The organism is Compostibacter hankyongensis (assembly GCF_039541075.1).
Taxonomy (GTDB): Bacteria; Bacteroidota; Bacteroidia; order Chitinophagales; family Chitinophagaceae; genus Compostibacter; species Compostibacter hankyongensis.
This window is the reverse complement of the sequence record NZ_BAABFN010000006.1, coordinates 155,076-176,021: the sequence shown is the minus strand read 5'-3', so window position 1 is coordinate 176,021 and position 20,946 is coordinate 155,076. Positions and strand designations below refer to the sequence as shown.

At 58.6% G+C, this 20,946-nt stretch carries 5 protein-coding genes; 2 read left to right on the top strand and 3 right to left on the bottom strand.

The features are described from left to right. Positions 1–194: 194 nt before the first annotated feature. The 3 genes from ABD851_RS13100 to mutL all read right to left on the bottom strand — a co-directional run bounded on the left by ABD851_RS13100 (position 195) and on the right by mutL (position 4,074). Complete coding sequence (locus tag ABD851_RS13100; protein WP_344979991.1) at positions 195–923, bottom strand: 2-phosphosulfolactate phosphatase; 729 nt, start codon at positions 921–923, stop codon at positions 195–197. 33 nt (positions 924–956) lie between these two features. Then, on the bottom strand, positions 957–2,042 hold the full coding sequence (gene gcvT / locus ABD851_RS13095; RefSeq protein WP_344979989.1) for a glycine cleavage system aminomethyltransferase GcvT: 1,086 nt from the start codon (positions 2,040–2,042) through the stop codon (positions 957–959). A gap of 196 nt (positions 2,043–2,238) precedes the next feature. Continuing rightward, positions 2,239–4,074, bottom strand: coding sequence for a DNA mismatch repair endonuclease MutL (gene mutL, locus ABD851_RS13090; RefSeq protein ID WP_344979987.1), 1,836 nt, complete (start codon positions 4,072–4,074; stop codon positions 2,239–2,241). Between the two features lie 444 nt (positions 4,075–4,518). Here mutL and ABD851_RS13085 point away from each other — a divergent pair, with 444 nt between their 5' ends. Next, a complete protein-coding gene (locus ABD851_RS13085) occupies positions 4,519–7,104 on the top strand; it encodes an NACHT domain-containing protein (protein WP_344979985.1) in 2,586 nt (861 codons plus the stop codon). A gap of 454 nt (positions 7,105–7,558) precedes the next feature. Next, positions 7,559–20,932 carry a T9SS type B sorting domain-containing protein gene (locus ABD851_RS13080; protein ID WP_344979983.1) on the top strand — a complete coding sequence of 4,458 codons (13,374 nt, stop codon included), beginning with the start codon at positions 7,559–7,561 and terminating at the stop codon, positions 20,930–20,932. The last annotated feature ends 14 nt before the right edge of the window (positions 20,933–20,946 follow it).

Below are 20,946 nucleotides of genomic sequence, written 5' to 3'. Positions count from 1 at the left end.
AAGGACAATCTGCAAAAGTAAACCAAAATCTTCGAATATGCGTGCAGCGGCAGGGTTAAATCCTTGCAAACAAACCGTTCCGGTCCGCGCTGGCGGCTTTGTTGAATCATCCGGGGATCGGCTGATCCCGGACGCGGCTCAGCCGGGCTGATGCCATACCGGCAGCGCCTGGGGATGGTTAATGCCGAAGGGGCTCAGCGGGCGGCGGCCTTCAGGGCACCGTTCTGCAGCAGGGGCAATACCGGCGCGATATCGGGCGTAAGACAGTAGCGGACATCCTCTTCCAGACCGAAGGCAGCGAGGCGTTCGTAATGGACGGCTTTGCGGACGGCGGAAAACAGATCATCCCGGAACAGCCGGTACAGCTGGCCGGCAGCCAGGGCGGTATCGCAGTGCACGTGAAAATGCGGGGCCAGGCGTTCGGCTACTGCGCCGGCGAAGAGCAGGTCTTCGAGATTGATCCGGTCTTTCCAGGCTGCGCAGCCCAGGATCACCGGCAGCTGCTGCGCGGTGAGGTAGTCGCAGACTGCGGAGAGGTTGGGGAAGGAGCCGGTGATGATCTGCCGGGCGCCGGCGGACTTGTGCAGCAGCCGGGTGCCGTTGGTGGTGGTCAGTACCAGCGTTTTTCCTTCGATAAAGCTGCGCGGGTATTCCAGGGGGGAATTGCCATGCTGCAGCCCTTCCACCACTTTGCCGTCCCGCTCGCCGGCGGTAAGGCCGCCGGTTTCGAGCCCGGTGCGGATGCAGGCTTCCACGCTGTCCACCGGGATCACCCGGGCGGCTCCATTGTAGAGGGCGCTGGCAATGGTGGAGGTGGCGCGGAGCACATCGATGATCACCACGATGCTGGCGGGAACGTTGTACAGGTGCAGCAGCGCCGGCGAGGCGCAGACTTCGAGCGTGGGTAAGTTATCGTGACGCATCCGTGAAGATATGGTGGTCAAATGGTGTGTTGTTTATACAAAAGGCACTTTTCGTACGGCCGCTTTCAGGGCCCGGTCGCGCACCTTTATATATATGGTGTTGCCGGGGACGGCCAGGGCGGGGGGCAGATAACCCAATCCTACGGCTTTGCCCAGGACGGGCGACTGGGTGCCGGAGGTCACCCGGCCGATGGCGGCGCCTGTTTCATCCTCGATGACATACCCGTGCCGGGGGATGCCGCGGTCGAGCATCTCAAAGCCGGCGAGCCGGCGGGAAACGCCTTCGGTTTTTTGCTTTTCCAGTACGGCGCGGCCGCAGAAGTTCTTGCTGAAGCGGGTCACCCAGCCCAGCCCGGCTTCAAGCGGGGTGGTGGTCTCATCGATATCGTTGCCATAAAGACAATAGCCCATTTCAAGACGGAGGGTGTCCCGGGCGCCAAGGCCGGCAGGACGGAGGCCCCGGGCGGCGCCGGTTTCAAAGAGGGCATCCCAGATGCGGAGCGCATGGTCGGCCTTGTCTTCGAAATAAAGCTCTACCCCTCCCGCGCCGGTATAGCCGGTGGCGCTGATCAGCACATTGTCTATGCCGGCAAAGGTGTCTTTTACAAAGGTGTAATACTTCAGGCCGGCCAGGTCGGTGCCGGTAAGGGGCTGCAGGATGCGTATGGCCTGCGGACCCTGCACGGCCAGCAGACAGGTCTTGCCGGAGATATCGTGCAGTTCCGCCGAGTGGATATTATAGCTGCGGATCCATTCCAGGTCTTTTTCGATGTTGGCGGCATTTACCACCAGCATGTATGCCTTGTTTTCCTCCAGGCAGTATACAAGCAGATCGTCGACGATGCCTCCCGCTTCGTTAAGCAGGCAGCTGTACTGGGCCTTTCCGGCGCTGAGCCGGGCGGCGTCGTTGCTGGTGACCCGCTGCAGCAGGTCCAGCGCGTGGGGGCCTTTCAGGATGAACTCGCCCATATGGCTTACGTCGAATACACCGGCGCCGTTCCGCACGGCCATGTGCTCGTCGTTGATGCCCGTGTAGGAGAGCGGCATGCGGTATCCGGCAAACTCGGTCATCCTGGCGCCCAGCGCCAGGTGCCGGCTGGTGAACGGAGTATCTTTCATTATCAATGCGTTTCCGGTTAATTGGTTTAAGATCTAAAGGCTGAGGTCTAAAGTTGATCCGTCCGGAAAGGAACCTTGGACGTTAAACTTTGGACTTTGGATTTCTCTCGTCTAAAGTTGATCTGCCTGTAAATAAACCTTAGACTTTGGACTTTAAACTTTATATATGTGCGGCAAAAGTAGGAGAAATTACGGACTAACGTCCGAACAGGGCTCCCAGTTCTTCAAGCGGGAAGCTGACATAGGTGGGTCCGCCGCCGGGGGCCACCTGGGGCTGGCTGCATGCGAAGAGCCGGTCGATGATGTTCTGCATTTCTCTTCCTTCCATCGGTTTCCCGGGCTTTACCGACTGCTGCCTGGCCAGGGAGCGGATCAGCCTTTCCCGTTTGTCGGCCTTAAGACCGGGACTGAAGTGTTTGAACTGCTCCAGCAGGCCTTCGAGGGTCTGCTGTTCGTTGCCCGGATCCATGTCGGCGGGGATGCCCTGGATAATAAAAGCCTGCCCGCCGAAGGGGGCGATATCATAGCCCAGCTGACGAAGGTCGGGGAGCATATCCTGCAAAAGGGCGGTATCTGCCGGGCTCAGCTGGAGGGTTTGGGGAAAAAGGCTTTGTTGTGTGGCGGCGGGCGCTTCGCCGAAAGCCTGCCGGAACTGCTCATAGAGGATCCGTTCATGCGCGGCCTGCTGGTCGATGAGGATAAAGCCGGACTTGATCTGCAGCAGGATATAGCGGGTATGGACCTGCACGGGTGCTTTCGCGGGCTGTTCCTCTGCCGGCGTATACAGTTCCCCGCCGGCCGGGGAAGCGGATTCCGGCCCGGGAGCGGGCGGCGTGCCGGAGGATGCAGCCGTGCCGTAGAGCGTTTTCCAATGCGGCAGGTTGCTGTCCTGTTCGATGAAATGGGCCTGGTTTTTCCGGGTAAAGGTTTGGTAGAAGCTACCCTTTGCGGCGTCTTCCTGCTTCTCCGGGGTAAAAGGCTGGGAGATGGCCGGCAGCTGCTGGATACCGGGGTCCAGGTCGAAATCCAGCGCGGGTGTGATGCTGAAGCGTGCCAGGGCATGCTTCAGGGCCGACTGTACAAAAGCATAGATGAGCTTTTCGTCTTCAAACTTGATCTCCTGCTTGGTGGGATGGACGTTAATGTCCACATGAGCGGGGTCCAGCTCGATAAACAGCACATAAGGCGGAAAGGTATCGGCCGGGATCATATCGCTGAAGGCGCCCATCACGGCATGATGCAGGTAGGCGCTCCGGATAAAGCGGTTGTTCACAAAGAAGAACTGATCGCCCCGGGTTTTCTTTGCAGTTTCGGGCTTGCCGGCAAACCCGTATATATTCATGTAGTCGGTACTTTCCCGGATGCTGATCAGCTTGGCGTTGTAGGCGCTGCCGAGCAGGGCAACGATCCGTTGCTTGGCCGAGCCTTTTTCAAGATGATACTGCTCCTGCCCGTCCTGGTTCAGCGAGAAGCTGATGTGGGGAAAGGCCAGCGCCACCCGGATAAACTCCTCGGTGATATGGCGTATCTCTACGTTGTTGCTCTTCAGGAAATTGCGGCGCGCCGGTATGTTGAAGAACAGGTTTTTCATGGCGATGCTGGTGCCGGCCGGGCACTGGCAGGGCTCCTGTCGCTTTACGATGCTGTTGTCGACCTCCAGAAGGACGCCCAGCTCTTCTTCGGCCCGTCGCGTTTTCAGCTCTACCTGCGATACGGCGGCGATGGAGGCCAGGGCCTCGCCGCGAAAACCCATGGTACGGATCCGGAAAAGATCATCTATGGAACGGATTTTGGAGGTAGCATGCCGTTCGAAGCAAAGGCGGGCATCGGTTTCGCTCATGCCGCAGCCGTTATCCACAACCTGTACGAGTGATTTGCCGGCATCCCCGATAAACAGCTGGATCTGGTCAGCGCCCGCATCTACGGCGTTTTCCAGCAGCTCCTTTACCGCGGAGGCCGGTCGCTGAATCACTTCCCCGGCCGCAATCTGGTTGGCCAGGTTATCGGGTAAAAGCTGGATGATATCCGCCACTGCACGTACTTTTTGAATAAAAACCTGTTGTAAAAATAAAGATTAATTGCCTTAGAACCACATGCTGTCCCTGTACTGCACCTATATCCGGCCTTGCTGCGGAATAATCCGGCCCCCGGGATGACGAAATGACCGGCAACGGATGATCCGTGTCGGTGATCCGTAGCCGATAATGTTACATCAAAAACCTCTGAAACCCTTTACCATGCCCGCATTCACCGATTTGTTCATTTTGTTCATTTTAGTCCATCGCACTATAAATGACCATTCAGTACCTGTACCTTTAGCATTTTACCATACGCAAAATGCTTATGAACATTTTCTAAACCTGGAGAGGAAGCGGGAAGCCAGGCGTGCCGGGTAGCCGGGGCTGGCTGATTGGTACATATTTCGGCAATTTTCTGACCCTGTTTATGCTGACACGAATCTTATTTCTGCTAACCCATGAATGAAGACTTACCCTACTACGTTGACCTCCTCAAAAAATATGTCCGCTCCAAGGCCGGGGTCAGCGCGTTGTCGCCCGGGGATTGCCGCCGGATCGTACTCGATGTCCAAAAGACCACCGGAAAGCAGGTTTCGGAAACGACGCTGAAACGGTTTTTCGGTTTTGCCTCCCGCAAATACAATTTTTCCCGTTTCACCGTTAACGCCTTGTGCGAATATGTGGGGTTCAACGGCTGGGACGCCTTTATACAGGCGCTGGAAGGTATGAGCCAGGAGGAGATCACCATACAGTCCACCCACTGGCGGAACCTTCGCCACAAGGCCTCCGTGATCTCCGATATCACCCTGAAAACGATCCGCCATCGCTGCGGTATTCCCTTCGAGCTGACCATTCCGCGCCAGTTTGCGGAGACCGACTTCGCCCATTTTATTCAGAGCCCTTACCGGCTTACCGCCTTCATTGCCCCTCCGGGGGCCGGCAAATCCGTGCTGCTGGCCCATCTTACGGAGAAATTCTTCAACGACCCTTCTTCCCCCTATCATAACAGCATCGTGTGGTTCGTGAATGCGGGGATCATCAGCAGCCTGGGAAATTACGGGTTTCAGCTGGACGACTGGTTCAACGAGCAGATGGGTCTTGTGGGCGAAGTCAGCTTCCGGGAGTATTTTCAGAAACATCCCGAGGAAGTGAACGGAAAGGTTTTTCTCATCCTCGACGGCTTTGACGAATACATATTTAATAACGGTCAGCTTGGAAAGCTCTTCAGCAACATCACCGACCTGATCTGCTATAACGACAACCTGAGCTGGATGAAGCTCGTGATCGCCGTGCGCTCTACCACCTGGATGATGCTGGAGGAGCAGCTGAACAGCTCCGAGTACCTGAAAAGGAGCTGGTACCCGGGCCTGTACTTCCGGAAAGAGACCCATTCCAACATTCCGCCCCTGAGCAATGACGAGGTCGGCGCCCTGCTCACCCAGATCGAAGGGCGGCCTGTGACGGTGGACCGGTTGCCCGCGCGGCTGCTTTCGCAGCTGCGCAGCACCTTTTATATGCAGCTGTATTACCAGCTGCGGGAAAAGGAGAAGGATTTTGGTTACACGCGGCGGCATACCGCTTACGAGCTGGTATCCGAGTTCGTGCTCAAAAAGATATATCTCACCAAGCGCAGTACCGAAAAGCTGGTGCTGATCAACCGCTTTATCCGGCTGTCCGGCGAAGGGCAGGTGGAAAAAAACCAGCTGCTGCAGGAGATCATCCGTTATCCCGAAGCTTACGAGGAGCTCATCAGCAACGGCATCTGGATGGAGGAGAACCGCAGCGATACCATGCGTCACCGCGAGGTCATCCGTTTTGTCTACGACAACCTGTTCGAATATTTTGTAGCGCAGGACCTGATACAGCGGCATCAGCAGCAGTTCTCCCGTTCCCTTTTCAGGGAGGTGGAACGGGAGTACGGGCGCTCCCCGTTAAAGCTCGTCCTGCTGCAATGGATCGTCCGCCATGCGGCCCGCTCCGGCGAGTTTGCGGCCATAGGCGAATTGTTCCGCACCGGCCTGTCGCCCGCGGAAAAACACCAGCTGCTGCTCTTCACCGGCGACCTGCTCTCGCAGGAAAGACCGGCAGGGCAGGAGCAGGACATCGCCCAGGGCCACCTCATGCGGATCAGCCAGCTCTGCCCGGGCGCGCTGTTGCTCGATTTTGACGTGGCCGTGGCGGGTTACGAAGGCGCCCTGCTTTCTCTGGCGGCTTTCTCCAGCTTCCCGGAGGACCGCTCCGAGCTGTATTGCGTGCTGGCGTTGAATGCCCTTGCACGGCTGGATAAGGAAAAGCTCCTGTATTACCTCCGTTTGCTGAAACAGCATGCCGCTTCCGAACCCCTCCGTCTCCAGTATCCGATATCTCCCCTGAAGTGCCTGCAGTTTCTCGCGGGTTATTATACCCAGGCGGGGCAACCCGCCGAGCACGAGATCCTCTCTGCTATCGCCCATTTTATTCAGCAGCCTCCCGCGCAGCTCCGGGGAAAGCAGATGAACGGCTCCCAGGCCCTGTCCTACCGCCTGGCCCTGATGGTATACGTCCTGGTCCGTCCTCCCGCCGAGGTGATCCGCTTTATTGCGGCGATCCGCGAACTGCACCCCTATCTTTTTTCGCACCGCGACGATACGGGAATATCCCTCTTCCTGCTGGTGGAGCTGGGGCAGGCGTATATGCGGCTGAAGCAATACAAGAATGCCCGCCGCATACACCGGCACCTGCAGCGCCGCTATGCGCTGAGGGGAGAGACTTATTTTACCGCTTCGCAGCTGATCTGGATGCACCTGCTGGACAGCCTGCTGCTGCAGCACGACGGACAGTTCCGCAAAGCCGAAGCCCTGCGCAGCAAGGCCTGGCAGCTGGCGGGTCGCGCCGGGCTGCCCCTGGTAAAGCTGTATGCCGGCATCTGGCTCGTGGAAGGTTACAAGCGGCAGGACGATTTTGAAAAGGTGGCCCATTACATGCGGGAAATGGCCCTGCTCATGAAAAAACCCGGCTTTGCCCTCGAGGAGCGGCTGATGGACCGTCTGGCAGAAGCCTCCTGAGTCCTTACCTAACGTTTACGGATATTTCACAATGGCCGGTGAGGAAATCCTTCCGCACTGCTGTCCTTTGGGCAAAAAGCTGCCTTGCCGGCGGGGGATGCCGCCGGCAAGGCCCGGCTTCAGCTGCGGGCGTTGAATGAAGCTCACCGGTCCGGAACACATGAGCCGGAAATCTGAACAGGGCGCCCGTTTGCATCTCATGCCGTCTCAGCGGCCATGCCGGTAGACTATAGTCCCTTCAAAAACGGTACGCACGTTCACAATCCTGAATAAACTGAACAGGCTGTGCCCCTTGTGTAACGATATCTTTGTTACGGTATGTAATGTGTAGTCGTATGGCGTGTGGCAACTATGAACAGCGTATGAACGGCAGCTAACCCGTTCGCCTATTTGCCGCATGCTGAAACAGTACCTCAAAAAAATTATAAAACTATCTCCTGTAAAGGGCTAGCCTATGAAACCGACATCTACCCTTGCTTCTTTCAAGCGGGTTCTCCACAGCACGAAATGGCATCTGTTTCTCCTGCCGATAGCATGTCTTTTCCTGAACAGCAGCGTATTTGCACAGACCCACCGGGTATATGCCAATACAGAGCAACATAGCGATAAGCAGGTGCTGTTGGTAACCTTGTCGGAGGTGCAGAATCCCGCAGAGTCTGTTACAAAGAACAGCCTCTCCGATGCGATAAACAGGCATTCTACGCTCCGCGCCAATGTAGGAGCGTTGGCGCTTATACAGGCCTGGCAGAATCTTCAGTTTACAGGTGCCGATAAGCCGGCCCCTACTGATCCGGTGACGGTGAAGATAGGTCTTGGTGCATCCATCCTGGATCTGCTGGGTGGCGTGGAAATACAGGCTACGCTCAACGGTAATCCGGTAGGTACTGTATATACCGGTAATTCACTGCTTACCCTTCTTGGAGGAGCCAACCAGACAGAAGTGACGTTTACACCAGGTGTATCCTATGACGGGGTACGTGTTCTGGTAAAGCCAACCCTCGGTGTAGGGGTTACACTCGATCTCTATCACGCCTACTTTAATAAAGCCGGAGCCGCCTCCGGTTGCAGCGCTACGCCTATCGATCTGCTGACCGGCGTAGGGAAATATATTCCAAGCGTAGACTTAGCGGGCTTTACCGGCAGCGTAACGAATCCGCAAAATGCCATAGATGGGAATGAAAGTACCTCCGCAACGATTCTGGCACAGGCCGGCGTAGCCGCCTATACCCAGGAAACAGTTATCTTCTCCGGGCTTTCCCAGCCGGGCGATTCCGTACGCATGCTGATTTCCGTACCCGGCACGCTTCTGGAAGCCGACCTGCTGAATTCCATCCAGCTCGAAACCTTTAATGGCAATACCAGCACCGGTGTGATCGGCAGCGGTTCCGGCCTGCTGAAGCTCCGTCTGCTGAGTGGATCCTCGAACAAAGCCTATATTTCGTTTGCGCCAAATGCCGTGTTCAACAAAGTGCAGCTGCGGCTGGGCGGCCTGGCCGACGTATTTGCCTCGCTGAACCTCTTTGAAGTAAAAATTGTACCTGCCCGCCCGCAGATAAGTATAGGCGGCACGGTAGGCGATTCCATAAGCATCTGCCTGGATCAGGAACAAAAGCTGGACATCCAGAATCCTGACCCCGCCAATACCTATAACTGGTATGACGCTCCCACCGGCGGCACCCTCGTTACCACCGGCACGTCCTATACCGCTAAAGGAAGCGATCTGGGACTTGGTCGCCATAAGCTTTATGTAGAAGCTGCAAGAACGGCTTGTCCTGGTATGGTCTCCGACAGGACCGAATTCACGGTAAATGTAGTAGAAGCCAGCCAGCCCGGCATCGATCCTGCCGGCCCCATTAACCTTTGTCTCGGCGACACCGTCACCCTTACTGCTTCTTCCAATATTGATAGCGCTACTTACCGCTGGTACAGCGCCGCCACCGGCGGCACCCTCATCCGGGATAACGGCACCGATACCCTGCAGTATATCGCTACCCGCCTCGGGGACGATTCGCTGTTTGCGGAAACCGTGGCCCCTGCAGGCTGCGTGAGCGCCACCCGTACAGGGGTAAAAATCCACATAACCGAAGCACCGGTTGCCCCGCATGCTACGCCTGCGGATACCGTGAGCATACTTGAGGGAAGCACCCAGACCTTCGAGGTGGCCAATCCGGAGACCGGCGTCACCTACAAGTGGTACGACGTTTCGGACGGCAGCCTGGCCGGTACGGGTACCTCCTTCACCACGCCCGCGCTGACTGCGGACCATGCCTATGAGCTTGAAGCCACCAATGCCGGCGGCTGTGCCAGCCCGCGTAGCCCCTTGCTGGTGATGGTCAGCTCCGCAAATCCGAACACGCCCTGCAGCTATGCCAACCAGCAGCAGAGCCCTGTATACACGGGAACCATAAATATATGTCTGCTCTGCGGCGTGACCAACCCCGATAACGCAGTGGATGAGGATGACAATACCGCCTCCACGATCCGGGCTAATGTCGGCGTAGGATATATCGGACAGCTGCTGAAGTTCCCGCACACGTATGCTGCCGGCGACAGCGTGTCCCTCGTGCTCGAAGTGCCGGGCGGCGTGATCGACGCCCAGCTCCTGGGGAACATCCGCTTTGAAACCTACAGGGGTACTACGGCCAACGATGACCACATCAACCTCGATAATTCCCTGGTGCGTCTTTCGCTGCTCGCCGGAGGCAACAAGTTCCGGGTTACCCTGCCCGCTTCCAAGTCCTTTGACGGGGTATTGGTGAGCCTCGGCGGCGCCCTGACTGCGCTGACCAGCTTAAATGTATACCTGGCCTCGGCCGCCCCGCCTACTCCGGTGCCGGTTGACTCCGCTTATACGACCTGCCCGGGCGATTCCGTGACCCTCTCGGTCAACCCGATCCCCGGCGCTACCATCAGCTGGTACAAAGATGCCGTAGGCGGTCCGCCGCTCGATACCGGCGTTACCTTTACCACGCCGGCCCTCACGGCTACGACTACCTATTATGTTGGCGCCACCCGCTTCGACTGCGAAAATCCGCAGCGTACCCCGGTGACCGTAACCATAGCCAATCCGGAAGATCCTACCGTGGATCCCGCCGGCCCGCTGGACGTATGTGTCGGCGATACCGTGGTGCTTACCGCTTCTTCCAACATCGACAGCGCCGGCTACCGCTGGTATGATGCCGCCACCGGCGGCGCCCTCATCCGCGACAACGGCACCGATACGCTCCGTTATATCGTAACCGATACCGGCACCGTGAACCTGTATGTGGAAACCGTAGCCTCCGCAGGCTGCGTAAGCCCGGGCCGTACCCAGGTGGTGCTGCATGTCGGGGCCGCTCCGGCCGCACCGCATGTATTGGCCGCCGACACGGTGAGCGTAACCAAGGGCGATACCTATACTTTCCATATCGCCGGTCCGAACTCCGCCTATACTTATAAATGGTATGACGCCGCCGGCAATCCTGTTACCGCAGGAGTGAGCGGCGCCGACTTCACCACGCCGGAAGTGACCGCCGACCAGGTTTACTACCTCGAAGCCGTCAACGCCGGCGGCTGCGCCAGCCCGCGTACCCGCGTACTGGTGATGATGATCCCGCCGGGTACCAACCTGCCCTGTAATGCGGCCGACGCCCAGACGAGCCCCGTCTTCACGGGCGGCGCCCTGACCGTGAGCATCGGTAATGTATACAATGCCGGCAATGCTGTGGATAACGACAAAACCACCGCTTCAGATATCCGGTTGCTGCTCGGTGCAGGCATTCTCCTTGATGGACAATATATCGGACAGCTGGTGCGCTTCCAGCATGCCGGGATAAAAGGAGATTCCATCCGCCTCATCATCGGCGAAACCACCGGCCTCCTGGATGCCGGCCTGAACGACAATATCCGCTTCCGCCTCTATCAGGGCAATGCTCCCGCTCCGGGCAGCGCCAACCAAAGCTACAACCCGCAGATCCTGGATGTTAACCTGCTGACGGGCACTTCCCGCTACTCGGTAGTCCTGCCGGCCGATGCCGATTACGACGGTATCCTGGTAAGCATCGGCGGTACGCTGAATGCAGCCAAGACGCTCAATCTCTATTACGCCGAGCAGTACTTCTCACCGGCCGTACCCGCCGGCGGAGAAGATACGGTAACCATATGTAAAGGCGAGAAGGCCACGCTCGAAGTCACCGCGGCTGCCGGCGATATCGTCAACTGGTACGATGTGCCCACCGGCGGTACAGCGCTGCAGCAGAACAGCCTTACCTTCGAAACACCGAACCTGAGCGCTAATACCGTCTACTACGCGGAAGTGGAACGCGACGGATGTCCCAGCCCGGTGCGTACGCCCGTTACCGTGATCGTAACCAACCCGCCTGCCGACCCCGTTCCGGCGTCTGCCAACGTGGCTGTCTGCCTCGGCGATTCCGCCACCCTCTCTGTGACCAATGCCGAAGCCGGTATCACCTATAACTGGTACAGCGCCGACAGCGTGCTGCTGCATACCGGCGCCAGCATCACCACCGGACCGGTTATGGCCGACTCCGTATTCTACCTGGAGGCTGCCAACGGCGGCGGCTGTGTGAACGGCGGCGGTCGCGTAAAGGTGACCGTAACCGCCAATCCGCTGCCGGCTCAGCCGAAGGTAAGCCCGCATAACCTCAGCGTTCCCGCCGGTACGGATGCCACCTTTACGGTACAGGCTCCGCAGACGGGGATCAAATACAACTGGTACAACGCAGCTACCGGCGGTACCCTGGTGCACAGCGGTACTACCTTTACCATCAATAATCCCACGGCCAACGCTACCTATTACGTGGAAGCGGTGAGCGACAACGGCAACGGCTGTCCCAGCGCTACCCGCGATACCGTGGTGCTTGAAGTGATCGGCGGCGGCAACAGCCATTGCAGCTGGGCCACCTCCGCAGAAGAATACTTCACCGGCATCGCCCTTGGCAACCTGACCAGCGGAGCGCAGGCGATAGACGACAATGCCAATACGGCTTCCGATATCCGTCCTATCCTGACGGCGCTGAATGCCCGCTATGGTCAGAAGCTGACCTTCCCCTTCACCGGTAAGGCAGGAGATACCATCCGCATCAAGCTGAGCACCGGGTCTACCACCCTCTCGCTCGGCCTGCTGCAGAGCATTTCCGTGAGGACCTTCAACGGAACAACCGATAATAACGATGAGCTTGACCTGGATGACAATACGCTCGTGAAGCTGCGCCTGCTGACCAGCAGCTCCGATGCGGGTATCATCAGCTTTAAAGCGACCAAGGACTTCAACGGTCTTGCGCTCTACGCACATGGCACCCTGAGCCTGAGCATCGGCGGCAAGCTGCATATCTATTATGCCGAAGCACAGGTGCCGGATCCGGAAGTAACGTATACGGATACTACCGTATGCCAGAACGAAAGCGTAACGCTCCAGGTAAAAGACCCGGTTGCCGGCGTATCCTATAAATGGTATGACCAGGAGACCGGCGGCACCCCGCTGGCCAACAGCGACGCCAGCGGTAAGACCTTCACGGTCGATTCCCTGAGCGCCGACGCTACCTACTGGGTAGAAGCCGTACGCAGTGCCACCGGCTGCGCCAACCCGACCCGCGCTTCCGTAACCGTACATGTGAAACCGGGCGCTACCGCCGACGATATCACCGTCAATGCTCCCGCCGCCCTTTGCGTCGGAGAACAGGCCACGCTGAAAGCCAGCGCCACCGGCATCACCAACCCCGTATTCAGCTGGTACAGCGACAAAGAACTGACCCATAAAGTATTTACCGGCGCTACCTATGCGCCCGAGCTCAGCGCCACCACCACCTACTACGTGACCGTACAGGGTGAGGGCGTTTGCGAAAACACGCCGGGCAATGCCAAGGAAGTGCAGGTAAAAGTGAATCCGGCGCCCGACAAGCCCGTCGTAGCTTCGGATAACGTCATCACCTGCGTAGGTGTTCCGGCCATCCTGAAAGTGACCAACCCCCAGGCCGGTGTGACCTTTAAATGGTATACCGCCGAAACCGGCGGCACTGCCCTGCCCAATACCAGCAGTCCCGACGGCAGCACCTATACCATCAGCAGCCCCGCCGCAGCTGATGCCGGCAGCTACTGGGTGGAAGCCGTGAACAATACTACCGGCTGTATCGATACCGCCGGCCGTGTGAAAGTTGAGGTAATCGTAAATGCCCTGCCCCAGGCGCCCGAAGTGGATTCCGCCGTGGTGACGGTATGCTTCGGCAGCCCGGCCACCCTGAAGGTGAAGGACCCGCAGACCGGCGTCATCTATAAATGGTATACCACCGCCACCGGCGGCGCCCCCGTATACCAGGGCGCTTCGGTAACGACCTCGGCCCTGCAGCACGACTCCACTTATTATGTGGAAGCCACCAACACCAACGGATGCGCCAGCACCGACGACCGCACCCAGGTGAAGGTATCGGTAACCCCGCTGCCCGATGCTCCGGTCATCGACAGCGCCAACAGCAACCTGACCGTCTGCGCCGGCGAAAAAGCCGTGCTGGTACTGCAGGCTCCGCAGACCGGGGTTACCTATAACTGGTACGATGCGCCCACTGGCGGTACCAAGGTCGGCACCGGCGCTACCTTTACCACGCCTGTGCTAAATACCGCAGGGACGAAGAAGTATTATGCAGAAGCGGTAAATACCAAGGGCGGCTGTATCAATGACGGCGGCCGTACCGAAGTGGATGTAACGGTAAATGCCCTGCCGTCCAAACCGGTGATCGATCCCGCCAACAGTACCCTCTCGCTTTGCGAGGGCGAAAACGTAACGCTCACCCTGCTGAACCCGCAGACCGGGGTCACCTATTCGTGGTACAGCTCGGCCACCGGCGGCACCGCCCTGGCTACCGGTACCAGCTTCAGCCCCGTACCGGCGCCGACCGCTAACACCAGCTACTGGGTGGAAGCCGTAAACGCCAACGACTGCGGCGCTGCCGGCGGCCGCGTGGAAGTGCCGGTAACGGTAAATCCGAAACCGGATGCCCCGCAGGTGGACCCGACGACCCAAAAAGTACTGTCCGGTAACACCGCGACCTTTACCATAAGCAATCCTGTAACCGGCGTACAATACCGCTGGTACGATGCCTCCGGCAACGAGATCACGTCTGCCCGCGGCAAGATCAGCTTTACTACCCCCGCCATCACCGCCCCCGCTACCTTCAGCGTGGAAGCGGTGAGCGATAACGGCAACGGCTGCGCCGGCGCACGTACCCAGCTGAGCGTACAGCTCCTCGCACCGGGCGAAGTGCCCTGCGACTGGGCCACCATGCAGGAAGAATACAGCACCGGCATCAGCCTGGGTAACCTCACGGACGGTGACGCCGCCGTGGATGCCGACGCCAACAGCTTCTCCCAGATCCGTCCGATCGCCAATGTGCTGGGCCGCTACGGTCAGCAGCTGAGCTTCCCCTTCACCATACATGCCGGGGATACCGTACGGATCAAGCTGGGCAGCGGAGCGACCACCCTGTCCCTCGGTCTGCTGGAAAACATCTCCGTACGTACCTTCAACGGCACAGCGGATAATAACGACGAGCTGGATCTGGACAACAACGTCCTCGTGAAACTGCACCTCCTGACCGGCAGCGCCAATGCAGGAGAGCTGAGCTTTGCCGCCACCAAGGACTTCAATAAGCTGGCTATCTACGCTCACGGCGCCGTGAACGTCAGCATCGGCGGCAAGATATATGTGTACTACGCTTCTGCGCCGGTGCCCGATCCTGTTGCGGACTCTGCAAACGTGCGGATCTGTCACGACCAGTCCGCCACCCTCCGCGTGAAAGACCCCGCAGACGGCATTACCTATAAATGGTATGAACAGGCCAGCGGCGGCACCGCCGTAGCTACCGGAACCAGCTTCACCACACCGAAGCTGACGGCAGACATGACCTACTGGCTGGAAGCCCTGCGCGGCACCTGCGCCAACCCGACCCGCGTGCCGGTGAAGGTAACCGTGGACGAAGGCGCCATGTCTTCCGATATCACCGCCAAAGGCGATACCCTCTGCGCCGGTGAAAGCGCTGCGCTGACCGCCTCCAGCACCACCGTGAAGAATGCGGTATTCAGCTGGTACAGCGATAAGGACCTGCAGCATAAGGTACATACCGGCGCTACCTATCCCGTATCGCCCGCAACCACCACCACCTACTATGTAACGGTGCAGGGTACCGATAATGCCGGCAACATCGTTTGTGAAAACAAACCGGAAAATGCCCTGTCGGTGACCGTGAAGGTGAACCCGAAAGCTACCGCTGCCGATATTACGGCCCCGGCCCCGGCTCCGGTATGCAAAGGAGAAGACGTGACCCTGAGCGCCAGCTCCAAGATCCCCGATGCCGTATTCAGCTGGTACAGCGACGCCGCCCTGACCCAAAAGGTACATACGGGAGCAACGTATACCGTTACCCCGACCGCGGACGTCACTTATTATGTGACCGTAATAGGCGACGGGTATTGCGAGAATGCTCCGAATACCGGCAAGGCCGTGAAGGTGACGGTGAACCCGTCCCCGGCCAGACCCACCGTGGAATCTGCCAATGTGGTGACCTGCAACGGCGAACCGGCAGTACTGACAGTAACCAACCCGCAAACCGGGGTTGACTATAAATGGTACAGAAACGCCACCGGCGGCGCCGCCATATTCACCGGCGCTTCCTTTGAGATCGCTGCTCCCGCAGCTGCCGATGCCGGCGAGTACTGGGTGGAAGCCGTGAACAGCGCTACCGGCTGTATCAACGAAGGCGGCCGCGTGAAAGTGACCGTGACGGTGAATCCGAAACCGGCGCCGCCGACCGTGGAATCTGCTGCGATCGAAATCTGCAGCGGTGAAAAGGCTACCCTGGCCATCAGCAATCCGGTGACCGACGGATCGGTGACCTATAACTGGTATGATGCCGCTACCGGCGGGAAGATCGTATATACCGGCGCCAGCGTGACCACCGGCGCCCTGACAAAAGATTCTACCTATTACGTGGAAGCGGTGAATGCCAGCGGTTGCGGTAACGGCGGCGGACGTACCCAGGTAGCCGTAACCGTACACCCGCGCCCGGATGCACCGGTGATCGATGCCGCAGGCAGCGATCTGACCGTCTGCGTGGGTCAAAAGGCTACCCTCGTCCTGCAGGCTCCGGCCACCGGCGTAATCTATAACTGGTATGAGCAGGCTACCGGCGGTACCAAGGTGGCTACCGGCACCAGCTTTACAACGCCGGCGCTCACCCAGCCCGGCGTGAAGAAATATTATGTGGAAGCCGTAAGCACTACCGGAGGCTGCACCAACGAAGGCGGCCGTACCGTAGTGAATATCACGGTGAATGCGTTGCCGGCTCCGCCGGTGATCGATCCGGCAGCCAGCACCCTGGAGATCTGCTCGGACGAAAAAGCCACCCTGGCGCTTAAGGGTCCGCAGAGCGGGGTGACCTACAACTGGTATGCCTCCGAAACCGGCGGTACGCCCATCGCTACGGGTTCCACCTTTACCACGGCTATGGGTCTTACGGCCACCACCAGCTTCTGGGTGGAAGCCATCAACGACAACGACTGCGGCGCAGCCGGCGGCCGTGTACAGGTAACCGTAACGGTGAACCCGCTGCCCGATGCCCCGGCCGTAACGCCGACCACCGCCAGCATACCCGACGGTCAGACCGTGACCTTCCAGGTATTGGGGACCACGCCGGCGGGCATTACCTATAAGTGGTACGATGCCTCCGGCAACGAAATCACCGCAGCCCGCGGCAAGAGCAGCTATACCACGCCGGCCCTTCACAGCAGCACCACCTACAGCGTGGAAGCGGTGAACGCCAGCGGCTGCAGCAGCCAGCGGGTACAGCTGTCCGTACAGATACTGGGCAGCGGTGAAATGCCCTGTAGCTGGGCTACTTCCGAACAGGAATACAGCACCGGCATCAGCCTCGGCAATACCAACGACGGCGGCCTGGCCGTGGATAACGATGGCAATACCGCTTCGGATGTCCGCCCGATCGCCAATGTGCTGGGCCGCTACGGCCAGCGCCTGATCTTCCCCTTCACCGTAAGGAAAGGCGACAGCGTACACATCAAGCTGGGCACAGGCTCCACCACGCTTTCGCTGGGCATACTGAACAACGTCTCGGTGCGGACCTTTAACGGCACCACCGATAATAATGATGAAACCGATCTGGATGACAACGCACTGATCAACCTCCGGCTGCTGACCGGCGGCAACGGGGCCGGCATCCTCAGCTTCGTGGCCACGAAGGACTTTACCTCCATGGCCATCTATGCCCACGGCGCGGTGAATGTAGCCATCGGCGGCAAGCTGCATATCTACTACAGCTCCGCCCTGGTGCCCATACCCGCAAAAGCCGATGTGCCGGATGTAACCATCTGCCACGATCAGAAAGCGACGCTGGAAGTGAAGAAGCCCGCAGCAGGCGTGGACTACAAGTGGTACGATCAGGCCAGCGGCGGTACCCTGGTGGGCACAGGCGCCAAAATAACGACCCCGGATTCGCTCACCGCCAGCACTACCTACTGGGTAGAAGCCAGCCGTCATGACGATGGCTGCGCCAACCCGACGCGCGTGCCGGTGAAAGTGACCGTCGAAGACGGCGCTCAGGCCAGCGATATCGTCGCCAAGGGCGATACCATCTGCGCCGGTGAATCCGTAACCCTCACGGCTTCCAGCACCACGGTGACGGATAGTCCGGTATTCACCTGGTACAGCGACAAGGACCTGAAGACGAAAGCGCATACCGGCGCCAGCTTTACCCTCACGCCCGCCGCTACCGTCACCTACTATGTAACGGTACAGAGCGCCAGCATGTGTGAGAACAAGCCCGCCAATGCAAAGGCGGTGACCGTAACGGTAAATCCGAAGGCTACTGCCGCCGATATCACCGTAAGCGCCGGAGATACGCTCTGCATCGGTGAATCGGTGACCCTGACGGCCAGCAGCACAAAGGTGAAGAACGGTATCTTCTCCTGGTATACCGACAGCAAGCTCACGCATAAGGTACATACGGGCGCTTCCTATACCACCAGCCCCACCGCTACCACCACTTATTATGTGACGGTACAGGGCAACGGCTTCTGCGAAAACGCACCGGACGATGCGAAGAGCGTGAAGGTGACCGTAAATCCGAAAGCAACGGCAGCCGATATCAAGCTGGAAGGCGGAGGCATCATCTGTAAGGGTCTGAAGGCTGTGCTCGGCGCCAGCAGCACTACGGTATCCAACCCCGTATTCAGCTGGTATACCGATAAGAACCTTACGCATAAGGTGTTCACCGGGGCTACTTTTGAAACAACGCCCGCCACGACCACCACCTACTATGTGACGGTACAGGGCGACGGCTTCTGTGAAAATGCGGTAGGCGATGCAGCCAGCGTCACCATCACGGTGAACCCGAGGGCTACCGCCGGAGATATCAGCGTAAGCGGCAACACCGATGCCCTCTGTGCCGGTGGAAAAGCCACGCTGACGGCCAGCAGCACCACAGTACCCAACCCGGTATTCAGCTGGTACACCGACAGCAAGCTGACGAATAAGGTGTTCACCGGAGCGGCCTATACCACCGGCCCGCTGGATAAGACCACCACTTTCTACGTGACGGTACAGGGCGACGGCTTCTGTGAAAACGCCCCGGATCAGGCCAAGGCCATCACCGTAACCGTAAATCCGGAAGGTCAGCCGGGCGATATTACCGTGAACGGTAACAGCGACCCGATCTGTGCCGGTGAAAAGGCTACGCTGACCGCCAGCAGCGCCAAGGTGCCCAATGCAGTATTTACCTGGTACAGCGACAGCAAGCTCACCCATAAGGTGTTCACCGGGGCTACCTATACTACCGGCGCACTGGATAAGACCACCACTTACTATGTGGCGGTACAGGGCGATGGCTTCTGCGAAAATGGTGCGGATCAGGCCAAGGCCGTAACGGTGACCGTGAATCCGCATGCCACTGCCGGCGACATTACGGTAAGCGGCAACGACGCAGCCATCTGCGCCGGCACTACCGCTACCCTGATGGCCAGCAGCACCACCGTGCCGAACCCGGTATTCAACTGGTATACAGACAGCAAGCTGACCGACAAGGTGTTCACCGGAGCTACCTTCGAACCGACCCTGGATAAGACCACCACTTACTATGTGACGGTACAGGGCGATGGATTCTGTGAAAATGCGCCGGATCAGGCCAAAGCTGTAACCGTAACGGTGACGCCGTTGCCCAATCCGCCGGTAATCGACATCGCCGGCAGCAACCTGAGTATCTGCAGCGGGGAATCCGCCACCATAAAAATCCGGAATCCGGAATCCGGGATCACCTATAACTGGTACGATGCTCCCACGGGCGGTACCCAGGTAGGTACGGGCGTTTCCCTTACCACACCGGCGCTGACGGCCACCACGGACTACTATGTAGAAGCCGTGAATGCCGGCGGCTGCGGAAGCGCCACAGGTCGGGTGAAAGTAACGGTTAAAGTGAACCCCCTGCCTGCACCGCCGACGATAGATGTGGCCGCCAGCGACCTGTCTGTTTGCACGGGTCAGACAGCCACGGTAAAGATCAAGGATCCGGATGCCGACATAACATACAACTGGTATATAACGGAAAAAGGAGGAACCCCGGTGGCAACCGGGACCTCCTTTACCACTCCCGTACTGACCAAGGATGCTACCTATTATGTAGAAGCCGTGAATAAGAACGGCTGCGGATCCAGTGACAATCGTGCCGCCGTTACCGTTAAGGTGAGCGAGGTTCCCGACGCACCGGTGATCGATGCCGATGCCAGCGATCTGACCGTCTGCAAAGGCATGACGGCCACCCTGAAGATCAAGGATGCCGAAGCGGATGTGGTTTACGACTGGTATGATGCGCCCACCGGCGGCAACAAAGTCGGCAGCGGATCCAGCTTTACCACGCCGTCCCTGAGCGTTTCCACGGATTACTACGTGGAAGCCACCAACAAGAACGGTTGCGGCAGCGGCACGGCCCGTACAAAGGTTACCGTAAATGTGGTAGAAGCTCCGGCAGCGCCCAAGGTGGACGTGACGACGGATAACATCTGCCCGGGAACCCCGGCTACGCTCAAGGCCAGCTCCGACGATCCGGGTGTGATCTTCAAATGGTATACGCAGGCATCGGGCGGGGACGCCGTATTTACCGGCGCCGAATTTACCACCCCCGGGCTGGACGCCACCACTGATTATTATGTGGAAGCCGTGTCCGGCGACGGCGGATGCAGCAGCACCACCCGTACACAGGCCACCGTGCACGTAAGGACCCAGCTGCCGGCTCCGGTGATCCGTACGGATAAGAAAACCGGTACCAGCATCACCTTTGCCTGGAACGCGGTAGCCGGTGCGGAAGGCTATCAGGTGACGGTCAGCAAAGACGGCGGAACCACCTTCGGCGATACCCTCTCCGTAGACGGCACCACCTATACGGTGGACGAGCTCGAGCCTACCCAGAAGGTAACGATCAAGGTAAGGGCCATCGGTGAAACCGAATGTGAAAACAGCGCATGGTCCGAGCCGTATACCGATGGTTCCGACAATCCGCTGGGTGATGAGATCTTCGTGCCGAATGCCTTTACGCCGAACGGCGACGGTAACAACGATATCTTACTGGTTTACGGTAATACCATCACCAGCATGCGCCTGGTCGTATACAACCAGTGGGGTCAGAAGGTGTTTGAATCCCGCGATCAGAAGACCGGCTGGGATGGCACCATGAACGGCAGGAAACAACCGGTAGGCGTGTATGTATACTATCTGGAAGCAACGCTGCAGGATGGTAAGAAAGTAGAAAAGAAAGGGTCGATTACCCTGATACGATGACCATAAAAAGATCC

Excerpts from the sequence above, each read along its gene's own strand:
- ABD851_RS13100 (WP_344979991.1), bottom strand. The coding sequence starts at position 923 with ATGCGTCACGATAACTTACCCACGCTCGAAGTCTGCGCCTCGCCGGCG.
- gcvT (WP_344979989.1), bottom strand. The coding sequence starts at position 2,042 with ATGAAAGATACTCCGTTCACCAGCCGGCACCTGGCGCTGGGCGCCAGG.
- ABD851_RS13085 (WP_344979985.1), top strand. The coding sequence starts at position 4,519 with ATGAATGAAGACTTACCCTACTACGTTGACCTCCTCAAAAAATATGTC.
- ABD851_RS13080 (WP_344979983.1), top strand. The coding sequence starts at position 7,559 with ATGAAACCGACATCTACCCTTGCTTCTTTCAAGCGGGTTCTCCACAGC.